Genomic DNA, 17,473 nt, shown 5'->3' on the forward strand with positions numbered 1-17,473 from the left:
CTGGCCTCCATCTCTTTTCACAAAGGATACGTTCCCATGCCACACACCTGGATACTCGTTGCCAACGGCCAGAGGGCCCGTTTTCTTCAGCATGACAGGGCCCAGGGTGGCTTTGCCGAACTGGCCGATTTTGTCTACCCCTATGCACCTACGTCCACGCATTCTGCGGCCGCTCACCCGCACGGCGAGCAGGGCAGAGGCCACGGCAGCGCAGCCCATGGCGGCACGCAGTTTGAGCCGCAGACGCCGGACCACGAGAAGGCCCACACCCGCTTTGCCCGCCAACTGGCCGACTATGTGAACAAGGGGGTGGAGGGCCAGCAGTGCGACCGTATCGCCCTGATTGCCAGCAGCCCCATGCTGGGTGCCCTGCGGCCGCTGCTGAGTGCGTCAGCGCAAGAGAAGGTGCTGCGCAGTGTGGACTCCGATTTCACGGTGTACCAGGGCCATGAACTCCAGCAGCGCGTGCAGGAGGCGCTGGGGCCTGGGATGTGAGGGGCGAAAAATCGCCCGGCAACCGCAGTTTGCCGCTTATGCGGCGGTACTTGCGGTGTGAGGACAGTCCACCCAGGGCAGGGCGTTGCAGCCGCAGTGCGCAACCATGGTGGTGGGCTTGGTGATCACGCCACTGGATTGCCTGGCCACAGCCTTTGCAGCGGCGGGTGCTGCGGCACCTGCCGGGCTGCTGGCGTCTTCCGTGGCCGCCTGCAGGTCTGGTATCCAGCGCATGAAGGGGATGAGGTCCGGCACATCGGTGATGTACCAGATCTTGCGGGCCGCATCCCAGCGGGCACCCAGTGCTTTCACTGCGTCTTTTTCTGCGAAGGGCGTCTTCAGGTTGATGCGCATGGCGAACGCTCAGCCTTCTTTCAGGGCCTCTTCAAACTCGGCCAGCTCTTGCGCAATGGCCGCGTATTTTTTGGACTTGGCCTTGTTCTCTGCCCAGTTGATGGTGGCGGATTCGAGATCGGCCTTGAAGTGGGCCAGGGCCGCGTCTTTGAGGGCCTGGGTTGCAGCGGGGTCTTCGCTTACCCAGAACTCGATCAGGTCGGACAGGCCGTTGTCAAATTCGTCATAGGTTTCGAGGTGGGTCCACTTGCCGGCTTTGTCAAACATGTTTTCTTTCGGAAATAAGGCCTGAGCATACACACTGGGCTGTGCCTTTTATGGCACGCCCCTGAACCGCAGCGCCTGCTTGCCCAGTTCGGGGAGCAGCCGGTTTGCCAGGCGCAATTGGGAAAGCAGCAGGCTCTGGATCGGCGTGGAAACATCCACCTCCACCGGGCTGCCACTGGCGTCGCGTCCCGACACGACGGGCATGCGCCCCTGGGACTGTTCCAGCAGATGCGACAGGCTTTTGAGTCCCTGCAGCAACTGGTCAGCTGCCTGACGCGCCAGCGGGTCCGGCGTACCGACCTCGATTTCGCCCCGGTGCGCCCCCAGTGCCGATAGGAAGTTCAGCAGCATGTGCGACAGCACCACAAACTGGCCGCAGGCGGCTTCGTTCAAGCGCGTGCTCGGTGGCTCCAGGCACATGGCCCCAAAGGCGTTGGCCAGCGCGGCATCGGCATTGTGGGCGTTGCGCCGGGCCAGCCGATAGGCCAGGTGATCCTGCTTGCCGTTCTGGTACTGCAGCAGGATCTCAACCAGATACCCGGCCTGCGCGCGCAGTGCCTGCGCTGCGATTTGCGGCAACTGGCGCGCATGCCAGTTGGGCAATACCAGCCAGGCGGCCAGGGCAGAGATGGCACTGCCCACTGCCGCATCCAGCAAGCGGGCCGGAATCACGCCTTGGGACATGCCCATCTGGTGAAAGCTCAGCAAGACCAGCGCGGTGATGGCGCCTGCCGCCGTGCGCAGGTCGGTCTGGCGTTTGCCGATAAACAGCGCGCCGGCCACCACCATGCAGACCGCTTGCATAAGCGCCCCGGGAAACAGCCGTATCAGTGCCCAGCCCACAGCCAGGCCAAGCACCGTGCCAACCGCCCGTTGCACCGCGCGGCTCAGCGTGGCTGCATAGTGCGGCTGGCTGGTGAACAGCACCGTGAGCAGGATCCAGTAACCGTGCGGATCATGGGTGGCCCACATGACGGCGTAGGCCGCCACCAGCGCCAGGGCCAGGCGCAGGGCATGGCGCATGAGTGAGGAGCCCAGCGTGAGCTGGGCGCGCACGCGGCCCCAGGCTTCGCGCAGAGTCTGGGGTTGGCGGTCAAACAAGGACAGGTCGGGCGCGGTGCCGCCGTGGCGCATGGCGTTGGCAAAGACGCTGGCCAGGCGGGTCAGGTTGTCACCCAGGGCATGCATGGCGCGCAGTGGTCTTTGCAAGGCGGGCCCGGTTTGCGTGGTGTCCAGGTGGCGAATGGCGGCTTGCATGTCATCAATGGCCCGGGCCGTGGTGCCGGCATGCTGCGCCTCGGTCCGGTCGCGTATGGCGCGGGCAAACTTGTGCGCCTGCTCGCCCAGCAATCCCAGCACCCGCTGGCAGCGGTAGAGCGCATCGGAGCGCGGGAATGCTTCGGCCAGAACGGCATAGCTCTCGTGTGAGGAGCTCACGCGCTCGTGAATGTCCTGAGCGGCCAGGTATTGGCGCATGGCCTCCTGCATCCAGGCAGAGGGCGTGCCAGAGCCCAGGCGGCTGAACAGGCTGTCCTTGGTGCTGTTGAGCGCATCCACCACGCGGCCGTTGTGCAGCGCGAGTTCCAGTCGGCGGCCGGACAGGTCCATGTCACTCACCGGCTCCAGCAGCTGGGATTTGAGCCGCAGGTATTCACCCAGCAGGGCATACAGGCGCGACAGCCGGTGCCGCACCGTGGGGCGTGGCCAGGCGGCAGCCCAGCACAGCGACACCAGTCCATACCAGGCTGCACCGCCCAGCAGATAGGGCGCCACTTCCAGCGCGTGGTCGCGCCGGTTTTGCGCGGACAGCGCGGTGTAGATGAACAGCACCAGCGCGCCAAAGGCAATGGCCCGGTAGCGCTCACCCAGGGCGCCCAGCATGGTGAGCACAAAGGCGCACAGTGCCAGCACGGCAGCCAGCGTCAAAGGTGAGGGCAGGGCGGCCCAGACTGCTGCGCTCACCAGGGCAAAGGCGCCGAGTGCCAGCAGCTGCGCCTTCAGGCGTCCGCTCCAGTTGTCATCAGTTTCCGTAAACGCGCTGGCCAGCACGCCCAGCACCACGGGCATCAGTTCTTCCTGCCATTCGGCCTTCCAGCCAAGGGCCAGTACGCAGCCCAGTGCCAGCAGGGCCTGCGCCCCACGCGTCACGCCTTCGTGGTTGAGGGTTCGCTTCCAGTTTGCAATCCAGTTGTCGTTCACGCTGTGGGGGCCTCTTGCTGTTGTGTCGGTCCAACCTTACCAGCAAGATCGGTGCCGTAAACAGTGCCGACTTGCGCGGCCCGGCGCGCAATGCGCGGTGGCACACAGACGGTCCAGCTGCCTGCCTCGATGATGAGGAGCACATGTTTCATCCCACACCCTCAAAGCCAAGCCCCGAGCCCTGTCTGCAGCGCCTCAAAAACGAAACCCGTGCCCGCCACGGCGCACTGGAGTCGCGCTCGGTGTTGTTGGACCCTGCTCTCTCACGTGAGCGCTACCTTGATTGCCTGTGCCGCTTCTATGGCTATTACGCCCCGCTGGAGCTGCGCCTGCGCGGCTCACCGGGCTGGGCAGAAGCGGGCTTTGCCTATGCTGCCCGCTACAAGTCCGCACTGCTGGCGCAAGACCTGCTGGCCCTGGGCCTCTTGCCAGCGCGCCTGCACGGCCTTCCATCCTGCAGCGCGCTGCCCACGGTGGAGACCACAGCACAGCTGTTTGGTTGCCTGTATGTGCTGGAAGGCGCCACCTTGGGCGGGCAGATCATCACCCGGCACCTGCAGGCAAGCCTGGGCCTGACGCCAGAGTCCGGCGCGGCCTTCTTTGCCGGTTATGGCGCGCAGACCGGCTCACGCTGGAAGGAATTTGGTGCCCACCTGACTGCCTTTGCCCTGCAGTCGGGCGCTGGCGACGCCATCGTTGCCAGCGCCAACAGCACCTTTGAAACGCTTGACCACTGGCTCTATCCGGAACGCATTACTGCGCAATGGGTGCCAGCCCCTCTACAGGCCACTTACCCAGTGCCATCACCAGACAGCCCACGCCATGCAGCAGCCAGCAGCCCCTAAGCCCACACCACCCTGGGGCCTCGGCCCCTACAGCACCAAACGCCACGGAACCACGCTGGAGAGTTGCGAGAGCGAACCAGTGCAGACCCCGGGCTGCATCCAGGCCCATGGGGCCCTGCTGGTGCTGCGCCTGGGCGACCTGCGCATCCTGCAGGCCAGCGAGAACACGCTGCAGCACCTGGGCTTGGCGGCTGCAGAACTATTGGGGCAACCCGTAGCCTGTGTAGTGGGCGCAGTGGCACAGGCACGCCTGCATGAGCTGCTGGCACGCGAGGCACGCGGGCGCGGTGCGGTCTATGCCTTCACGCTGCCAGCGCGCGCCGCAGGGCCGGCACTGGATGCCTGCGTGCACATCAGCGAGGGTGTGGCGGTGCTGGAGTTCGAGGCCAGTGGCCGTGCAGACCTGCATGCCGATGGCGACTTCTTCCTGCTGGTGAAGGCGGCCGTTGCGCGCCTGCAGAATGCCGACAATGTGCGCGATTTTTGCCAGCAGCTGGTCGAGGAAGTGCGCGCCCTCACGGGCCTGGACCGGGTCATGGCCTACCGCTTCCATGCCGACCAGCATGGCGAAGTCATTGCCGAAAGCAAACGCGAGGCGCTGGCACCCTGGCTGGGGCTGCACTACCCGGCCGCCGACATCCCGCAGCAGGCGCGCGATATGTACAAGCTGCTGTGGATCCGGCCTTTGCCGAATGCAGCGGGCCCGTTGGTGGAACTGCTGCCGCTGGCCAACCCGGATACCGGCCTGCCGCTGAACATGACGCATTGCGCCCTGCGCGGCGCCTCGGTGATGTACACCGAGTACCTGGCCAACATGGGCGCTGCCGCCTCGCTGACCATGCCTATCCTGCGAGATGGCGAGCTTTGGGGCCTGATCGCCTGCCAGCACAACAGCCCTACGCATTTCCCCTATCCGGTGCGCGCAGCCTGCGAGCTGCTGGCACAGGTGGCCTCCCTACAACTCAAATCGGCCGAGCAGGCAGAGCAATTCGCCTACCGCCTGAAGATGGAGGATGTGCACCAGCAGCTGGTGGCGCGCTCTGCCCGTGATGGTGACCTGCTGGCCCTGACGGCCTTCCAGCCCTCCTTGCTGGACGCCATGGAGGCGGGCGGCGCAGCACTCTGCCATGAGGGTGTGTGGTCTTGCGTGGGCCGCGTGCCCGTGGTGGCGCAGCTCGATGCCCTGGCGGACTGGTTGTACCAGCAGCCCTCGCTGGATTCGACCACGCGCCCGGTCTTCGTCACGGAGGCGCTATCCAGCGTGTGTCCGGCAGCCATCGGGCTGGAGGCGATTGCCAGCGGGCTGCTGGCGGTTTCGCTGTCGCGCCAGCGCCGCGGCTTGCTGCTCTGGTTTCGCCCCCAGACCGAACAAACCATCGCGTGGGCGGGCAAGCCCACGGGCAAGCAGCCCCGCCTGGGCCCGCACGGCGCACGGCTCACGCCGCGCATGTCGTTCGAGCTGTTCCTCGAATCGGTGCGCGCCCGCTCGCTGCCCTGGTCGGGCATCGAGGTGGATGCGGCGCTGCGCCTGCGCCTGCTGGTGCTGGAGCGGGTGCTTGCCCGCGATGCGCAGCTGGCCGAGCTCAACGCCGACCTGACCCGCAGCAACGAAGAGCTCGACGCCTTCGCCTACGTGGCCTCGCATGACCTGAAGGAGCCGCTGCGCGGCATCCACCGTTATGCGCACCAGTTGCTGGACAGCGCCATCGAGATCGACGGCGACAACCGCCAGCGCGTGCAGAGCCTGATGCGCCTGACTTTGCGCATGGACAGCCTGCTTGACTCCCTGCTGCACTTCTCGCAGGTGGGGCGCATGGAGCTGGAGTTTGAGACGGTCGACCTGAATCTGCTGCTTGAGGAGGCCATCGAGATGGTCGGTGCGCGCCGAACGGGCAGTGCCTGCCGCCTCACGCTGCCACGCCCCCTGCCGAGCCTGTTGTGTGACCCTTTGCGGGTGCGCGAGATCTACAGCAACCTGCTGTCCAACGCGATGAAATACAAACGCGGCGACGAGGCCCGCATCGAGGTGGGCTACATCGCCGCTGACGAGCAGGCGGTGCGCCCCAGAGTCCCGCTGGAGGCCGCTGGCCACACCATTTTCTATGTCAGTGACCAGGGCATCGGCATCGAGCCGCGGCACCACGAGCAGGTGTTTCGCCTGTTCAAGCGCCTGCACGGGCGTGATGAATATGGCGGTGGCGCGGGCGCGGGCCTGACCATCGTGCAAAAGCTGGTGCAGCGGCATGGCGGCAGCGTCTGGCTGGAATCAAGCCCGGGTGTGGGCAGCAGCTTCTACTTCACCTTGCCCGGCATGCCGGGCAGCCAATAGCCGTGCATAAGCGGTCCATTCTGGTGGTCGAAGATTCCGATGAAGACTTTGCCACCGTGCAGGATGCCGCACGGCGGGCGGGTCTGACCCAGACGGTGGTGCGCGCCACCTCCGGCGACGCCTGCATGCGTCTGTTGCGTGGTGAAATGCGGGGCCGCACGGCTGCACCGCTGCTGGTGCTACTGGACCTGAACACGCCGGGCGACGATGGCCGCGAGGCCCTGCGGGAAATCCGCCGGGATCCGGCCCTCAAGACCATGCCTCTGGTGGTGCTGAGCGGATCCGCCAACCCGCGCGATCTGCAGTCCTGCTACGCCAGCGGCGTCAACGCATACCACGTCAAGCCGGTGGACCATGCCCTGCATCTGCAGGTGTTGCAGCAAATTTTCACTTACTGGCTGTGCAGCGTTGCGCTGCCGGGCTGAACCTGTTTACTTACCTATGAAAAGACCGACCCTGCACATCCTGCTGATCGATGACAACGCGGATGACTGCGCCGATCTGCGCCAGATGCTGCTGCAAAGCGGCCGGCGCCGCTTCCAGTTCAGCCAGGCCGCGCTGGGTGCTGATGGCGTGCGCATGGTGTTGGCCCCGGAGCACGGCGCGGTGGACTGCGTGCTGCTGGACTATGCCCTGCCTGACATGAATGCGCTGGAAGTGCTCGCCGCCTTGTGCCAAGGCAGCGACCTGCCGTGTTGCCCTGTGGTGGTGGTCACGGGCGCTTCGGTGGACGAGGGGCAACAGCTGCTGGGTGCCGGTGCGCAGGACTACATCGGCAAGCGCTGGGCCAGCACCGACAGCCTGACGCGGGCGATTGAAAACGCCATCGACCGCTTCTCGCTGCTGCTTGAGCGCAAGCGCATCGAGTCAGCCCTGGTGATCGCCAAGGCCGAGGCCGATGCGGCCAACTTGGCCAAGACCGAGTTCCTGCTGCGCATGAGCCATGAGTTGCGCTCGCCACTGAATGTGATACTGGGCTTCACCCAGCTGATTGAGACAGGCCAGCCACCACCCACCCCGGGACAGCAAAAAAGCGTCAAGCAGATTCTGCAGGCGGGGTGGTACCTGTTGGGTCTGATCAATGAAATCCTGGAGCTTTCCGCCATCGATTCGGCCAGCATGGTGCTTCTGTCGCAGGAGGTGTCCTTGGGCGAGGTGCTGGCCGACTGCAATGCCATGATCCAGCCGCTGGCGCTGGCGCGCGGCATTGATCTGCACTTTCCGGTCTTTTCGCAGCCATGCATGGTGCAGGCTGATCCGGTGCGCATCAAACAGGTCCTGCTCAACCTGCTGACCAACGCCATCAAATACAACCGCAGCGGCGGTCGCATAGACGTGCGCTGCACAGCCGAAGACGGGGCGCTTGTGCGCGTCAGCGTGGAGGACACCGGCCTGGGTCTGTCAGAGGCGCAACTGGCACAACTCTTTCAGCCCTTCAACCGCCTGGGCCAGGAGGCGGGCACCATCACCGGTACCGGCGTGGGCCTGGTGATCAGCAAGCGACTGGTGGAAATGATGGGCGGGCACATGGGCGTCCAAAGCACCGTCGGCGTGGGCAGCTGCTTCTGGTTTGCGCTTGAGGCGGTGGCACTGCCCGCGTGAAGTATGCGATCGGTCTGTCAGTGGTGGGTCAAATGGTCAATGACCACTGGTGGGCGGTTTGGGAACTGCGCTACAAGCTCCAAAGTCCCACCCATGCCTTCTATATAACGGCGCAAGGTGGAAAGCAGCATATCGCTGCGTTTTTCAAGACGGGAAATCGTGTCCTGTCCAACACCGAGCGCAAGCGCCAGATCCTGCTGGGTCTGTTCCACCGCGATGCGCAAATCCTTCAAAGTGGCCAGGTTGTCTGCACGCACCTCAATCGCAGCACGGCGCTTCGCTGGCAGGCCAGCCAAAACTTGATCAAGATTTTTTGCCATGTTGGCGCTCCTTCTTTGACATTTTCAGTGTTGTCAGGTGTTCATCAAATCGTTCATCGGCCACCGCGATCAGCCGTTTATAGAACCGACGCTGGTCTGCGCCACCTTTGTCGCCGCCGACCAGCAGAATCGCTTTACGTTCAGGATCAAACGCGAACGCAACACGCCAGACCTCTCCAACCCACGCAAACCGCATTTCCTTCATGTTGGTGTGCTTCGAGCCTTTCAGCGTGTCTACTGTTGGACGTCCAAGCGTGGGACCAAAGTCCCGTAGCAACAGGGCATGCGCCAGCAATTCATCCTGCAAAGATTCGTTCAATGCATCGAATTCGGAGGCAAAAGCGTCGTGGAAAAGGATGTCCCAAGCCTTGCAGAATTATGCATTTAAAGCCATATTTTTCAAGGCTTGCCGGGGTGAACAGAAGATGCTGCGTTTTGGGCCCCCAGAAAAGACAAAAGCCCCGCACTTTCGTGCGGGGCTTTATCAATTTGGCTCCTCGACCTGGGCTCGAACCAGGGACCTACGGATTAACAGTCCGGCGCTCTACCAACTGAGCTATCGAGGAATATTGCATTGTTTGCAGCCTCAAATTATAGCGTAACTTTTTAGGGCTTTTGGACGGGCCCTGAAGAATCTACGCCGAGCAATGCATGCAGCCGCGTGCTGGTGGTGGTGTACTGCAGCAGCACGCGCTTGTCGGGAAACACGATGGCGCTTGCGCCAAAGGCGGCCAACACGCATTCGTGGAAGCCGCACAGGATGAGTTTCTTTTTGCCGGGGTAGGTGTTGATGTCGCCCACGGCGAAGATGCCGGGCTGGTCGGTGCCATAGGTCTCGGTGTTGACCTTGATTTGGCGGCGCTCCATGTCCAGGCCCCAGTGCGCCACCGGCCCGAGCTTGGGGGACAGGCCCAGCAGCACCAGCAGTTCATCCACGGGCAGGGCTTGTTGTGCGCCTGCTGCATCAAGGTAAAGGGCTGCGGTGAGGCGGCCTGCGGCTTCTTCCATGCCCGTAAGTTGCCCGGCCACAAACTGAATGCGGCCCGCAGCCACCAGGGCGTTGAAGCTGGCGATGGTGTCGGGTTCGGCCACAAACACATTGCGCCTGTGCATCAGACTCACGGACTTGGGTGGGGCTGTTTGTTCTGCCAGAGAGATGGCGGCCTGCAATGCCGTGTCGGAGTCACCCAGCACCAGCACATCGCGGTCTGCCCACTGTGCGCCTTCTGGCAAGCCCAGGTGCACCTGCTTGTCCGTGTGCGCAGCCAGCCCCTCCACATTGGGCATGCGGGCCTGGAAGGCGCCCACACCGGCGGCAATGAACAGGGTCTTGGCAAGAAAGGTGGTGCCGGTGCTGGTGGCCACCCGCAAGCGGCCATCGCTCTGGCGCTCGACGCTGCTGACGAGTTGGCCCAGGTGCAGGGTGGGCTTGAAGGGCGCTACCTGCTTCTGCAGGCTTTCAATCAGCTCGCGGCCGGTGCAGACCGGCACGCCAGGAATGTCGTAAATGGGTTTGTCGGCATACAACTCCACACACTGACCGCCCACGTAGGGCAGGGCGTCCACCATGTGCGAGGAGATTTCCAGCAGGCCGAGCTGGAAGGCCTGGAACAGGCCGACCGGTCCGGCGCCGATGATGAGGGCGTCGGTCTCGATCATGGCCAGCCTTAGCGAATCAGCTGCGAGAGCTTGTCGGTCTTGTCTTTCCACTCATCGGCATCGGGCAGCGGCGCCTTGCGCTTGGTGATGCTCTTCCAGGAGGGCAGCAGGGCCAGTTCGGCGTTGAGCTTGATCATGTGCTGCTGGTCGCGCGGTGCGTCCTCTTCAGCGTAGATGGCGTTCACCGGGCATTCGGGGATGCAGACCGCACAGTCGATGCACTCATCGGGGTCGATGGTGAGGAAGTTGGGGCCTTCGCGGAAGCAGTCCACAGGGCACACATCGACGCAGTCGGTGTATTTGCACTTGATACAGGCTTCGGTGACGATGTGGGTCATTTTGGAATTTCGGACAAAAGTTGGACACAGGGGGTGCACACAGGAATCAGTCCGTGCACCGCAGCCCCCGATTTTATTGGCAAAAGCTGACAACCCTGGCATCAGGGTTACCAAGCTTGCTCTGAGCGTTGCGCTGAATCAATTCAGCAGCAGTGCGCCCGAGGTCTTGTGGCTGGCCGTATCCACCAGAATCAGCGAGCCCAGCACGCGTGAGGTCTTGTAGGGCACGGCGGCAATGGCCTCCTGCAAGGCAAGCTCGATGTGGCCAATGGCGTTGGGCAAGATCTGGGTTGCCTCGTGCTCTTCCAGGGTGTTGATGTCCAGGCTGTGCACGATGCGCTTGATCTTGGCCTTGATCCAGCGGTGGCCGTGCAGTGCCCAGTAGACACGTCCAGCCACCAGGGGCTCGTCGTCCATCCAGGCCACGGTGGCGCTGATTTCACGGGTGGGTTCGAAGTGCTTGGGTGCATCGACAGCGGCCAAGAGCCAGTCGCCGCGCGACACGTCCACTTCGCGGTCCAGGATGATGCCGGCGCCGTGACCGGCCAGCACATTGCCGGGCACGCGTGCATGGTTGAGCACCTGGGCCACCGTGGCGGTCTGGCCGCTGGGCAGAATGGAAATTTGCTGGCCGGGCTGCACGCTGCCGGTGGCCACACGGCCCCAGAACACACGGCGACCCTGGCTGGTGTCGCTGCTGGCGGAGAATTTTTCCACCCACTGCACCGGGAAGGCAAACGGCACTTCAGTTTCTGGCGCCGTGACAGGCAACTGCTCCAGGATGGTCAGCAGGCTCGGGCCGGTGTAGCCACACCAGCCCGCAGAGGCGTGCACCACGTTGTCACCCTTGAGGGCCGAGATCGGCACGATGGCGGTGATAGTGATGCCTGCGTCCTTGGCAAACTGCTCCAGTGCTTCCTTGATCTTCTGGAAGGCCTTAGCCGCGTTGCCCAATGTTTCGGGCTTGTCGGCGGACTCCAGCGCGTCGAGCTTGTTGACGGCAAACACAATGCCGGGCACGCGCAGCAGGTTCACCAGCAGCGAGTGGCGGCGGGTCTGCGGCAGCAGGTCCAGCACGCCCTCGGTCTGCCATTTCAGCTTGGTGGCATCCACCAGCACCACGGCGGCGTGGGCGCTGCTGGCAGCGGTCACCATATTGCGGGTGTACTGCTCGTGGCCGGGCGCGTCACCAATGATGAACTTGCGCGCCGGTGTGGCGAAGTAGCGATAGGCCACGTCAATGGTGATGCCCTGCTCGCGCTCGGCGCTCAGGCCATCGGTGAACAGGGCCAGGTCGGCCTCGCCACTCTTGGAGACATTGGCCAGTTGGTCCAGCAGCACCGAGCGGCTGTCCACCAGCAGGCGACCAATCAGCGTGCTCTTGCCATCGTCCACCGAGCCGCAGGTGATGAAGCGCAGGGCGGAAGAGATGTCGCCGTGTTCCGCAGAGGCAGACGGGGAGAGGGTTGTAGTTGCGGTGGTCATTTCAGAAGTACCCATCTTTTTTACGTTTTTCCATGGAGGCTTCGGAGGTCTTGTCGTCCATGCGGGTGGCACCGCGTTCGCTCACATCGGCAGACAGGGTTTCGATCACGATGTCGGCGGCTGTGGCGGCCGTGCTTTCCACCGGGCAGGTGCAGGTGATGTCGCCCACGGTGCGGAAGCGCACGTCGCGTGATTCCACCACTTCGCCGTCTTTCGGAGGCGTGAGCTCGGTCACGGGAACCAGCAGGCCCTTGCGTTCCACCACATTGCGCTTGTGCGTGTAGTAGAGCGAAGGCAGGGCGATCTTTTCGCGCTCGATGTACTGCCACACGTCCAACTCGGTCCAGTTGGAGATGGGGAACACGCGGAAGTGCTCGCCCGGCTGCAGGCGGGTGTTGAACAGGGTCCACAGTTCGGGGCGCTGGGCCTTGGGCTGCCACTGGCCGAAGCTGTCGCGGTGGCTGAAGATGCGTTCCTTGGCACGGGCCTTTTCTTCGTCCCGGCGGGCGCCACCGATCAGGGCATCGAAGCGGAATTCTTCAATCGCTTCCAGCAGCGTGACCGACTGGTGCACATTGCGGCTCTCGCCCGGATGGGCCAGGCGCACGGTGCCACGCGCCATGGAGTCTTCCACGCTGCGCACGATCAGCTCGGCACCGAGCTCCTTGGCGCGGAAGTCGCGGAAGTCGGTCACTTCGTGGAAGTTGTGGCCGGTGTCAATCATCAGCAGCGGGTAGGGGATGCGGCCCGCGCCAAAGGCTTTTTCGGCGCACTTGAGCATGACCAGTGAATCCTTGCCGCCGGAGAACAGCAGGGTGGGGCGCTCGAAGGCGGCTGCGACTTCGCGCAGGATAAAAATCGTTTCTTCTTCCAGCGCGTCCAGGTGCTGGTTGGAGAGACGCTCGAAGTGGTGTGGGTCTGTCATGGCGTTCATAAATGCTTTATGCGGTGGGCAGTGCCGAGACGGGCAGTGCAGAGACGGCGGCAGAATCGGTGCCGTCGGCGTGTTTGACGTGCAGGCCGCATTCCTTGGCGGCTTCGTCCTCCCACCACCAGCGGCCCGAGCGGAAATCTTCACCCATGCTGATGGCGCGGGTGCAGGGCTCGCAGCCGATGCTGGGGAAGAAGGCGTCATGCAGCGGGTTGTAGGCGACCTTGTTCTCTTTGATGTAGTGCCACACGTCGCCCCAGGTCCAGTTGGCCAGGGGGTTGATCTTGACGCGCTTCTCGGACACGTCCACCAGCGGCACTTCGGCGCGGGCGCCGCTTTGCTCGCGGCGCAGGCCGGTGATCCAGGCTTCCTTGCCTTTGAGGGCGCGCTCCAGCGGCTCCATCTTGCGGATGCCACAGCAGGCCTTGCGCAGGTCAATGCTCTTGTACATGGCGTCCAGGCCTTCCTTGGCCACGAACTGCACTACCGACTCTTCCACCGGCTTGTAGACGGTGACGGGTGCGCGGGAATCGGCCTTGAACTGCTCCAGGAGCTCCAGGGTTTCCTTGTGCAGGCGGCCGGTCTCCAGCACGAAGATGCCGATGTCGAGCTTGAGGCTGTTGATGATGTGGCTGATGACCACGTCCTCGGCGCCCAGGCTGGAGGCCTGGGTGATCAGGGCCGTGCCGCCCTCCGACGCCGCGTACTGGGCCGCCGCTTGCGAGAGCACGCTTTGGGCCTCGGCAATGTGCAGGCTGAAGTCGCGCGAGGGGCGGGCGTTGAGGTCTATGGCGCTCATACGGTGGCTCCTTCGCGGCTGAAGACCGGCTTGGCGGTCACTGCATCACCCTGGTAGAAGGCGCGGTAGCGGTCAAACTGCTTTTGCGCAAAGTCCAGGTTCTGGTCGGCACGCAGCACGGCCACGCTGAAGCCCTGGCGCTCCATCTGTACCAGCTGGTCAATCAGCACATCACCCGTGGCGCGGATTTCGCCCGTGAAGCCGGCGCGGCGGCGCAGGTAAAAGGCTTGCGTGTAAGCGCGGCCATCGGTGAACTTGGGGAAGTGCAGGTCGATGCGCGTCACGCCATCGAGCTTCAAATCACGGACGTCTTCGGTGTTGGCCACCACCAGGGTGTTGGCGGCGGCGTCCGAGGTGCTGGCGTCAGCCGCAGAGAGCAGTTTCATGGTCAGTTGGGTCATCTTGGTATCTACTCTTTCTCAGGCTTCCTGCGCGTCGCGGGCATAGCCGGGCGCCTTGGGCAGTTGGTTCAGTTCGGCATGCGGGTCGACCAGGCGTGCAGCGTTGGCCGCCACCTTGAAGGCATCGAAGCCGACGCGGCGCAGGGTGTCAATAAAGGTCTCGCGGCCCTGGCGTTCTTTGCGGAAAGTGTCCAGCACGGCTTCGATCACGCCGGGGATTTCGGACGCGCCAAACGACGGGCCCACCACTTTGCCGGCAAGGGCCGGGCCGCTGAGGGTGGATCCGTCCGAGCCGCCCAGCGACACCTGGTACCACTCCTTGCCGTCTTTGTCCACGCCCAGGATGCCGATGTGGCCGCTGTGGTGGTGACCACAGGAGTTGATGCAGCCGCTGATGTGCAGGTCAATCTCGCCCAGGTCGTGCAGTTCGTCCATGTCCTGGTAGCGCTCGGTGATGGCTGCGGCCACGGGGATGGAGCGGGCATTGGCCAGGGCGCAGAAATCGCCGCCGGGGCAGGCAATCATGTCGGTGAGCAGGCGCACGTTGGAGCGGGCCAGTCCGGCGTGGCTGGCGGCCACCCACAGGGCGGGCAGGTCGATTGCGCGCACCCAGGGCAGCAGCAGGTTCTGGTCGTGGGTGACGCGCACTTCACCTGCGGAGAACTGGTCGGCCAGGTCGGCTGCGGTGTCGAGCTGGTCGGCATCGGCGTCTCCCGGGGCCTGGCCCAGGCGCTTGTAGGAGAGGGTGACCGAGCGCAGGGCCGGGTTCTTGTGCGCGGCCACGTTTTGCTTGAGCCAGCGCTCATAGTCGCCTTGACGTTCGGCGGGCACCTTGGCAGTGGAGGCGGGTGCGGCGTTCAAGTCCAGCGTGGGCGGCACAAAGCTGGCGGTCACGCGGTCCAGCTCGGCCTGGGTGATGGTGTGGGGTGCGCCGTCAGCTGTGATGATCTGGGTGTACTCGGCTTCCACCTCGTCGATATAGCGCTGGCCCTCGGCCTTCACCAGGATCTTGATGCGGGCCTTGTACAGGTTGTCGCGGCGGCCCCAGCGGTTGTAGACGCGCACCACGGCTTCCAGGTAATTCATGATCTGGTTCCAGGGCAGGAACTCACGGATGACGCTGCCGATCACCGGGGTGCGGCCCATGCCGCCGCCCACCAGCACGCGGAAGCCCAGCTCGCCCGCCTCGTTGTGGATCAGGTGCAGGCCCACGTCATGCCAGTAGGTGGCCGCGCGGTCAGCGGTTGCGCCGGTGATGGCGATCTTGAACTTGCGCGGCAGGAAGGCGAACTCGGGGTGCAGCGTGCTCCACTGGCGCATGATTTCGGCGAAGGGGCGGGGGTCGGCCAGCTCGTCGGGCGCCACACCGGCCAGCTCGTCGCTGGTGATGTTGCGGATGCAGTTGCCGCTGGTCTGAATGCCATGCATGTCCACGGTGGCCAGCAGGTCCATCACGTCGGCGCTCTTGGTCAGCGGAATCCAGTTGAACTGCACGTTCTGGCGCGTGGTGAAGTGGCCATAGCCCACGGGCAGATGGGTAGTGCCCCAGGTGGCCTGGGTACCAATGGCCTTGTCAAACACTTCTTTGGAGGGGTGGTCGTACTCGCGGGCAATGCGGGCCAGCACGCGCAGCTGGCGGCTGGCCAGCTCGCCATAGGGAACGGCCACGCGCAGCATGGGGGCGTAGCGCTGGATGTACCAGCCGTTTTGCAGGCGCAGGGGGCGGAAGTCATCGTCACTCAGGGTGCCTGCCAGGTTGCGCTCCAACTGGTCGCGGTGCTGGTCGGCACGGGAGCGGATGAACTGGCGGTCAAAGTCGGTGTATTGGTACATGGTTCTTCAGGTCCTGTTTACAGGGCAATGAGTTTCAGGCCTGCATAGGCCAACAAAAAGGAAAGGAGCGAGCGTATCAGGCGTTCGGGTGCTTTTGGCGTGAGGTGCGAGCCCACCCAGATGCCGGGGAGCGATCCGCACAGCAGCGCGATCAGCATGGACCAGTCCACCGCACCCAGGGTGGCGTGGCCCAAGCCAGCAACCAATGTGAGTGGCACGGCATAGGCGATGTCGGCCGCAATGATGCGGTGCAGGGGCAGCAAGGGGTAGAGCAGCATCAGCGCGGTCACGCCAATCGCACCGGCGCCGACCGAGGTCAGGGTGACCAATGTGCCAATCACAGCACCAAACAGCAGCGGCAGGCTCCAGTGTTTGGGCGTGGCAGCCACCAGCTCCTGGCCCGCAGCAATGTGCGTCGGGCTGGCCTTGCCGCGCACGGCCTTGTAGAAGGTGGCCGCAGCCGTGAGCAGCAGGGCGCAGCCCAGTGTGGTGGTCATCACGGACTGCACCTGGGGGTTGGCCGGGCCCACGGTGTGCAGCACGTACAGAGTGATGAGCGAGGCCGGAATGCTGCCCATGGACAGATTGCGCACCACAGGCCAGTCAATGCGGTTGGCGCGCGCAAGCTTGACGGTGCCGCCCATCTTGGTGAAGGCTGCAAACAGCAAATCGGTGCCTACGGCCAGATAGGGCTTGATGCCAAAAACAAAGATCAGGATAGGCGTCATGAGCGAGCCGCCTCCCACACCGGTGAGGCCCACAATGGTTCCCACCACAAAACCCGCAATAACAAACGCTAATTCATGCATCCGGGCGACTGTAGTCAGCTAGGCTTAGATTGAAAACGATATTTTGGCTATACCGATATGCGGGAGATGAATAAGCTTCTGCGGAAATTGCAGAAGTGGTGTTCTTACGAGCCTGGTCACCGGCAACCAAGCCGATGTGGGGATTTATGTACCTATTTCCCAGACTGCTGCACAATTCAAGGCACATCCTCCGGAAGTTCCTCCATGTACCAAGCCATTGAAGCCATTTCCAAAGCCGGCGTTATTCAGCCGCTGGAACCCGTCAAGTTCGATGAAAACGAGCATTTGGTGATCCTGCGCCTGTCAAAAGCTTACGTTGACGAGGCAGGCAGCTCCGCGTCGCCTGCAGACTGGAAGAAGTGGTCGGGCGTTCTAAAAGACTCGCCGAATCTAAACGACGACCCAGTATCCACTCAGAACGCCTTGCGCAGTGACTGGGATTGAGTTCCTGCTGGACACCAATATGGTCATTGGCCTGCTCAAGGGCCATGGCCCTGCGTTGGTGCTGGCCGAACAAAGTGGCTTGGCCCTGGAAAGGGCAGCGGTAAGCCAGATCACCCGTATGGAGCTTTTGGGCTATCCGCAACTCACGGACGAAGAAGACAAGGCTATCCAGTCGTTTCTGGCGGCATGTCAGGTACGCATGTTGGACCCGCAAGTGGAAGCCCTTGCGATAACTTTGCGTCGCAGTGGCGCGTTCAAACTCCCTGATGCCATCGTTGCCGCTACGGCCATTTCTGGATCCCTGCGTCTGCTGACATTGGATCAGGCGATGGTCCGCAGGCTTCAGGCTCTTGGCCTATAGGC

Annotated in this window: 20 protein-coding genes and 1 tRNA gene; 7 read left to right on the top strand and 14 right to left on the bottom strand. The window is 63.5% G+C overall.

From position 1 onward, the window contains the following. Nucleotides 1–36 precede the first annotated feature (36 nt). A complete protein-coding gene (locus DIC66_RS01260; RefSeq protein WP_117173254.1) occupies nucleotides 37–495 on the top strand; it encodes a host attachment protein in 459 nt (152 codons plus the stop codon). 36 nt (nucleotides 496–531) lie between these two features. Here DIC66_RS01260 and DIC66_RS01265 read toward each other — a convergent pair whose 3' ends face one another. The 3 genes from DIC66_RS01265 to yccS are packed head-to-tail and all read right to left on the bottom strand — an operon-like array spanning nucleotide 532 to nucleotide 3,315. Further along, on the bottom strand, nucleotides 532–849 hold the full coding sequence (locus DIC66_RS01265) for a DUF5710 domain-containing protein (RefSeq protein WP_117173256.1): 318 nt from the start codon (nucleotides 847–849) through the stop codon (nucleotides 532–534). Nucleotides 850–858: 9 nt separating this feature from the next. Further along, the gene (locus DIC66_RS01270; protein WP_117173258.1) at nucleotides 859–1,116 is read right to left on the bottom strand and encodes a hypothetical protein; all 258 of its coding nucleotides are present in this window, start codon (nucleotides 1,114–1,116) and stop codon (nucleotides 859–861) included. Between the two features lie 48 nt (nucleotides 1,117–1,164). Then, nucleotides 1,165–3,315 (bottom strand): YccS family putative transporter, encoded by a 2,151-nt coding sequence (gene yccS / locus DIC66_RS01275; RefSeq protein WP_117173260.1) that lies wholly within the window; start codon nucleotides 3,313–3,315, stop codon nucleotides 1,165–1,167. Between the two features lie 143 nt (nucleotides 3,316–3,458). Here yccS and DIC66_RS01280 point away from each other — a divergent pair, with 143 nt between their 5' ends. The 4 genes from DIC66_RS01280 to DIC66_RS01295 are packed head-to-tail and all read left to right on the top strand — an operon-like array spanning nucleotide 3,459 to nucleotide 8,091. Then, nucleotides 3,459–4,160 carry a biliverdin-producing heme oxygenase gene (locus tag DIC66_RS01280; protein ID WP_147321215.1) on the top strand — a complete coding sequence of 234 codons (702 nt, stop codon included), beginning with the start codon at nucleotides 3,459–3,461 and terminating at the stop codon, nucleotides 4,158–4,160. Further along, nucleotides 4,138–6,489: an ATP-binding protein gene (locus DIC66_RS01285; RefSeq protein WP_117173264.1), complete on the top strand. Its 2,352-nt coding sequence runs from the start codon at nucleotides 4,138–4,140 to the stop codon at nucleotides 6,487–6,489. The genes DIC66_RS01280 and DIC66_RS01285 overlap by 23 nt, the downstream gene beginning before the upstream one ends. Before the next feature lie 2 nt (nucleotides 6,490–6,491). Beyond that, nucleotides 6,492–6,914 (top strand): response regulator, encoded by a 423-nt coding sequence (locus DIC66_RS01290; protein ID WP_158558819.1) that lies wholly within the window; start codon nucleotides 6,492–6,494, stop codon nucleotides 6,912–6,914. Nucleotides 6,915–6,930: 16 nt separating this feature from the next. Continuing rightward, nucleotides 6,931–8,091, top strand: coding sequence for an ATP-binding response regulator (locus DIC66_RS01295; protein ID WP_158558820.1), 1,161 nt, complete (start codon nucleotides 6,931–6,933; stop codon nucleotides 8,089–8,091). 17 nt (nucleotides 8,092–8,108) lie between these two features. Here the strand turns inward: DIC66_RS01295 and DIC66_RS01300 are convergent, their stop codons facing one another. The 11 genes from DIC66_RS01300 to DIC66_RS01350 all read right to left on the bottom strand — a co-directional run bounded on the left by DIC66_RS01300 (nucleotide 8,109) and on the right by DIC66_RS01350 (nucleotide 16,666). After that, nucleotides 8,109–8,411 (bottom strand): helix-turn-helix domain-containing protein, encoded by a 303-nt coding sequence (locus DIC66_RS01300; RefSeq protein ID WP_117173270.1) that lies wholly within the window; start codon nucleotides 8,409–8,411, stop codon nucleotides 8,109–8,111. Continuing rightward, complete coding sequence (locus tag DIC66_RS01305; protein WP_233505739.1) at nucleotides 8,395–8,730, bottom strand: type II toxin-antitoxin system RelE/ParE family toxin; 336 nt, start codon at nucleotides 8,728–8,730, stop codon at nucleotides 8,395–8,397. The genes DIC66_RS01300 and DIC66_RS01305 overlap by 17 nt, the downstream gene beginning before the upstream one ends. 171 nt (nucleotides 8,731–8,901) lie before the next feature. Further along, nucleotides 8,902–8,977 (bottom strand) — tRNA-Asn (locus tag DIC66_RS01310). 40 nt (nucleotides 8,978–9,017) lie between these two features. Then, complete coding sequence (locus DIC66_RS01315; protein ID WP_117173274.1) at nucleotides 9,018–10,070, bottom strand: NAD(P)/FAD-dependent oxidoreductase; 1,053 nt, start codon at nucleotides 10,068–10,070, stop codon at nucleotides 9,018–9,020. Nucleotides 10,071–10,078: 8 nt separating this feature from the next. Further along, nucleotides 10,079–10,408: a ferredoxin FdxA gene (gene fdxA / locus DIC66_RS01320; RefSeq protein ID WP_117173276.1), complete on the bottom strand. Its 330-nt coding sequence runs from the start codon at nucleotides 10,406–10,408 to the stop codon at nucleotides 10,079–10,081. 138 nt (nucleotides 10,409–10,546) lie between these two features. Next, a complete protein-coding gene (locus DIC66_RS01325) occupies nucleotides 10,547–11,893 on the bottom strand; it encodes a sulfate adenylyltransferase subunit 1 (protein WP_233505740.1) in 1,347 nt (448 codons plus the stop codon). A gap of 1 nt (nucleotide 11,894) precedes the next feature. Further along, nucleotides 11,895–12,827 (bottom strand): sulfate adenylyltransferase subunit CysD, encoded by a 933-nt coding sequence (gene cysD, locus DIC66_RS01330; protein WP_117173280.1) that lies wholly within the window; start codon nucleotides 12,825–12,827, stop codon nucleotides 11,895–11,897. A gap of 7 nt (nucleotides 12,828–12,834) precedes the next feature. Next, a complete protein-coding gene (locus DIC66_RS01335; protein ID WP_117173282.1) occupies nucleotides 12,835–13,623 on the bottom strand; it encodes a phosphoadenylyl-sulfate reductase in 789 nt (262 codons plus the stop codon). Then, nucleotides 13,620–14,009, bottom strand: coding sequence for a DUF934 domain-containing protein (locus tag DIC66_RS01340; RefSeq protein ID WP_117174100.1), 390 nt, complete (start codon nucleotides 14,007–14,009; stop codon nucleotides 13,620–13,622). The genes DIC66_RS01335 and DIC66_RS01340 overlap by 4 nt, the downstream gene beginning before the upstream one ends. Before the next feature lie 33 nt (nucleotides 14,010–14,042). After that, nucleotides 14,043–15,857: a nitrite/sulfite reductase gene (locus tag DIC66_RS01345; RefSeq protein ID WP_117173284.1), complete on the bottom strand. Its 1,815-nt coding sequence runs from the start codon at nucleotides 15,855–15,857 to the stop codon at nucleotides 14,043–14,045. Nucleotides 15,858–15,874: 17 nt separating this feature from the next. After that, the gene (locus tag DIC66_RS01350) at nucleotides 15,875–16,666 is read right to left on the bottom strand and encodes a sulfite exporter TauE/SafE family protein (protein ID WP_117173286.1); all 792 of its coding nucleotides are present in this window, start codon (nucleotides 16,664–16,666) and stop codon (nucleotides 15,875–15,877) included. A 204-nt stretch (nucleotides 16,667–16,870) separates the two neighbouring features. Here DIC66_RS01350 and DIC66_RS01355 point away from each other — a divergent pair, with 204 nt between their 5' ends. Both DIC66_RS01355 and DIC66_RS01360 read left to right on the top strand, forming a co-directional pair. After that, complete coding sequence (locus DIC66_RS01355; RefSeq protein WP_117173288.1) at nucleotides 16,871–17,110, top strand: antitoxin family protein; 240 nt, start codon at nucleotides 16,871–16,873, stop codon at nucleotides 17,108–17,110. Beyond that, the gene (locus tag DIC66_RS01360) at nucleotides 17,097–17,471 is read left to right on the top strand and encodes a type II toxin-antitoxin system VapC family toxin (RefSeq protein ID WP_275405198.1); all 375 of its coding nucleotides are present in this window, start codon (nucleotides 17,097–17,099) and stop codon (nucleotides 17,469–17,471) included. Before DIC66_RS01355 ends, DIC66_RS01360 begins: the two co-directional genes overlap by 14 nt. The last annotated feature ends 2 nt before the right edge of the window (nucleotides 17,472–17,473 follow it).

This window comes from Rhodoferax lacus, from assembly GCF_003415675.1.
Taxonomy (GTDB): Bacteria; Pseudomonadota; Gammaproteobacteria; order Burkholderiales; family Burkholderiaceae_C; genus Allorhodoferax; species Allorhodoferax lacus.

Excerpts from the sequence above, each read along its gene's own strand:
- DIC66_RS01335 (WP_117173282.1), bottom strand. The coding sequence starts at position 13,623 with ATGAGCGCCATAGACCTCAACGCCCGCCCCTCGCGCGACTTCAGCCTG.
- DIC66_RS01315 (WP_117173274.1), bottom strand. The coding sequence starts at position 10,070 with ATGATCGAGACCGACGCCCTCATCATCGGCGCCGGACCGGTCGGCCTG.
- DIC66_RS01295 (WP_158558820.1), top strand. The coding sequence starts at position 6,931 with ATGAAAAGACCGACCCTGCACATCCTGCTGATCGATGACAACGCGGAT.
- cysD (WP_117173280.1), bottom strand. The coding sequence starts at position 12,827 with ATGAACGCCATGACAGACCCACACCACTTCGAGCGTCTCTCCAACCAG.
- DIC66_RS01270 (WP_117173258.1), bottom strand. The coding sequence starts at position 1,116 with ATGTTTGACAAAGCCGGCAAGTGGACCCACCTCGAAACCTATGACGAA.
- DIC66_RS01285 (WP_117173264.1), top strand. The coding sequence starts at position 4,138 with ATGCAGCAGCCAGCAGCCCCTAAGCCCACACCACCCTGGGGCCTCGGC.
- DIC66_RS01350 (WP_117173286.1), bottom strand. The coding sequence starts at position 16,666 with ATGCATGAATTAGCGTTTGTTATTGCGGGTTTTGTGGTGGGAACCATT.
- DIC66_RS01300 (WP_117173270.1), bottom strand. The coding sequence starts at position 8,411 with ATGGCAAAAAATCTTGATCAAGTTTTGGCTGGCCTGCCAGCGAAGCGC.
- DIC66_RS01345 (WP_117173284.1), bottom strand. The coding sequence starts at position 15,857 with ATGTACCAATACACCGACTTTGACCGCCAGTTCATCCGCTCCCGTGCC.
- DIC66_RS01355 (WP_117173288.1), top strand. The coding sequence starts at position 16,871 with ATGTACCAAGCCATTGAAGCCATTTCCAAAGCCGGCGTTATTCAGCCG.
- DIC66_RS01260 (WP_117173254.1), top strand. The coding sequence starts at position 37 with ATGCCACACACCTGGATACTCGTTGCCAACGGCCAGAGGGCCCGTTTT.
- fdxA (WP_117173276.1), bottom strand. The coding sequence starts at position 10,408 with ATGACCCACATCGTCACCGAAGCCTGTATCAAGTGCAAATACACCGAC.
- DIC66_RS01325 (WP_233505740.1), bottom strand. The coding sequence starts at position 11,893 with ATGACCACCGCAACTACAACCCTCTCCCCGTCTGCCTCTGCGGAACAC.
- DIC66_RS01280 (WP_147321215.1), top strand. The coding sequence starts at position 3,459 with ATGTTTCATCCCACACCCTCAAAGCCAAGCCCCGAGCCCTGTCTGCAG.
- DIC66_RS01265 (WP_117173256.1), bottom strand. The coding sequence starts at position 849 with ATGCGCATCAACCTGAAGACGCCCTTCGCAGAAAAAGACGCAGTGAAA.
- DIC66_RS01340 (WP_117174100.1), bottom strand. The coding sequence starts at position 14,009 with ATGAAACTGCTCTCTGCGGCTGACGCCAGCACCTCGGACGCCGCCGCC.